Annotated in this window: 1 pseudogene; it reads right to left on the bottom strand. The window is 33.9% G+C overall.

Annotated features, from left to right (window positions below):
* A pseudogene (locus DRF58_RS18255) lies at positions 1-419 on the bottom strand (restriction endonuclease subunit R); the annotation flags it as partial.

Genomic DNA, 419 nt, shown 5'->3' with positions numbered 1-419 from the left:
CAATTTTATACTCTTTGTTAATTTTGTTGGGACGAATCAATTCAGGATTGTCTTCTTCGCCTTTTATATCAATGAATTCCGAAAGTAATTGCTGAAACAAAGAATTATTTTTAAACCTCCGAACATTTGCTTTAAATTTAACATCACCTTTTGCATCAATTTCCATATCATTGTCCGCTTCCATAAAGGTCTCGAAGAATGTATTCACATTGAAATATCCCGATTCTTCTAATCTTTTATTTGCTATTAAAGAAAGAATAGAATAATATTCCAAAGGTTTGTTCGTAAATGGCGTTGCGGAAAGCAGTGTTACATTTCTGCCGTCATTTTTGTCTTGAATGTACTGAGCTGCCATCCAGGTATTGATTCCCAAATTGGAAGTCTGTTGGTTTTGACTTCTAAAATCGGAGGCAAATCTC

Source organism: Epilithonimonas hispanica, assembly GCF_003385395.1.
In the GTDB taxonomy this organism is placed as follows: Bacteria; Bacteroidota; Bacteroidia; order Flavobacteriales; family Weeksellaceae; genus Epilithonimonas; species Epilithonimonas hispanica.
This window is presented reverse-complemented; position numbering and strand designations above follow the sequence as displayed.